At 50.8% G+C, this 2,232-nt stretch carries 1 protein-coding gene and 1 pseudogene; both read right to left on the bottom strand.

Features of this window, described 5'->3' with window-relative positions:
- Nucleotides 1–79: 79 nt before the first annotated feature.
- Complete coding sequence (locus tag INT22_RS00670; protein WP_193067490.1) at nucleotides 80–1,651, bottom strand: AbgT family transporter; 1,572 nt, start codon at nucleotides 1,649–1,651, stop codon at nucleotides 80–82.
- 183 nt (nucleotides 1,652–1,834) lie between these two features.
- Nucleotides 1,835–2,140, bottom strand: a pseudogene (locus INT22_RS00675) (hypothetical protein); the annotation flags it as partial.
- Nucleotides 2,141–2,232: the final 92 nt, after the last annotated feature.

Raw genomic sequence — 2,232 nt, forward strand, 5'->3', positions numbered from 1 at the left:
CACCATGAACAAAAAGCCCGCCGTTCTATGAACGGCGGGCTTTTTGCGTTATGCCATGAGCGTTATATGACAAAAAAGGCTATAGCGTGTAATGCGTGGCTGATCCTGGGCCGACAGGCAGGCCAAAAACGAATACCCAAATAAAGAACATCAGGCTCCAGCCAATCAGCATAAATAGCGTGTAGGGCAGCATAACCGCCACCAACGTACCAATGCCCATATCTTTGCGGTAGCGGGTTGCCACGGCAAGAATCAAGCCAAAGTAGCTCATCATGGGCGTAATTAAGTTAGTCACTGAGTCGCCGATTCGGTATGCCGCCTGAATTACTTCAGGGGCGTAGCCCATCAGCATTAGCATCGGTACAAAGATGGGAGCTGTTACCGCCCACTGTGCTGAGGCGCTGCCTAGTGATAGGTTGACGAACGCACACATAATAATAAACAGCGCGAATAGGCCCGGGCCGCGTAGCCCCATAGATTGCAGTAGATCGGCACCGGCAACGGCTGTTACGGTGCCAAAGTTGCTCCAGTTAAATAGCGCTACAAACTGCGCCGCAAAAAAAACCAGAACGATATAAAGGCCGAGGCTACTCATACTTTTCGCCATAGCATCGACAATATCGCGATCGTTTTGCATGGTGCCTGCTAGACGGCCATAGACAAACCCCAACACGGTGAAGGACACCGCGACAATTACCACAATGCCACGCAAAAAGGGCGAGCCGCTAATTAGCCCTGTTTCGGGGTTACGCAATATGCCGCTTTCGGGCATAACCATGACCGCGACCAGAGCGGCTAATGCTAATGTCGCAAGTCCAGTCCCTTTTAAGGCGCGCTTCTCTGAGTCGGATAGCCCTTCCATGCGCTGGTTTTCAATGTCGCTATCAGCATAGGCAGAATCGAATTTACCTAGCTTGGGTTCTACGATTCGCTCGGTAACAAAGCCACCAATAAGCGTGACAAAGAACGTACTGGCGAACATAAAGAACCAGTTAGCTTCTGCACCCACAATGTAAGCGGGGTCAAGAAGACGCGCTGCTTCCTGGGTGATGCCCGATAGCAGTGGGTCAACAGTACCGATCAGTAAGTTAGCGCTGTAGCCTCCAGAAACACCGCAGAACGCAGCCGCTAGGCCCGCCAATGGATGACGTCCTAATGAGTGGAAAATCATGGCCGCTAAAGGAATTAATACGACATAGCCAAGCTCAGCCGCCATGTTCGACATGATGCCGGCAAACACTACTGCATAGGTGACAATGCGCGGCGAGCGATTGAGAACCAGCGCACGCATGCTGGCTGAAAGCAGTCCTGAGTGCTCAGCAACGCCGACCCCCAGCATGGCTACCAGTACTGTACCTAGCGGTGCAAAGCTAGTGAAGTTGGTCACCATTTCAGTGACTAAACGGCGCAGACCTTCGACATTGAGCAGCGAATTAACCGCTATCCATTCACCTTCGTTAGCAGGGCGAGGGTCAGCAACAGATACCCCTAATGCACCGGCGATGCCGCTGGCGACTACTACCAGCACACATAAAATAGCGAAGAGAGTAACAGGATGTGGGAGTAGATTACCCAGCCACTCAACGCTATCAAGAAAACGAGTAAATGCACCTCGCTTTAGGGTTTCTTGGCGATTTTGTGAGTTTGTCATAAGGTTTGTGTCGTCAGTAGGTTGTTTTTCAGCAAAAATGCCCATGAATCGGGGTGACGACACTACGTTGAAGCTAACAGGGTCGCAAATGGCTTTGTGTATAACGAGATGTAAAAAATGAATGCCGCCTACGCAGAGCGTAAGGCGGCGATAGAGAAGGGCTGCTAGCGGGAGATGAGAGGATTAGCGTGCGACTTGTCGCGCTTTGTAAATGCGCCGAGCAATCAGCAGAAGCTCAATCATGGCAAATAGAATCAGGCTGTAGCCTAAAAGCTCAATGGCTTCCTCTGCGACGTCTTTGAACTCGCGAATATAAGTGTCTTGCATGACGGCTCGCCAGAAGTCTTGGCGACCATAAAGGCGGGAAAAAATGTAGGTAACGAGAACACCGGCAGTGAACAGCCCAAATGCGAACGTGTTGCTATAATGAGAGAATTCCTCAATAAATCGGCGTCGCTGCACGACTACCCAGGCAAGGCTAGCCCGGATTTCTCACAGGGTATAAAAGAAAGCGGCTGAAAGTGCTATGATTTCAAGAACCTAACCAATCCATCAAGCACCAACAGCCGCTTCCAAAATGG

This window comes from Halomonas sp. 3D7M, assembly GCF_014897885.1.
GTDB lineage: Bacteria > Pseudomonadota > Gammaproteobacteria > Pseudomonadales > Halomonadaceae > Vreelandella.

What these genes read in the sequence shown, in the direction of transcription:
- INT22_RS00670 (WP_193067490.1), bottom strand. Translation starts at nt 1,651, where the DNA reads ATGACAAACTCACAAAATCGCCAAGAAACCCTAAAGCGAGGTGCATTT.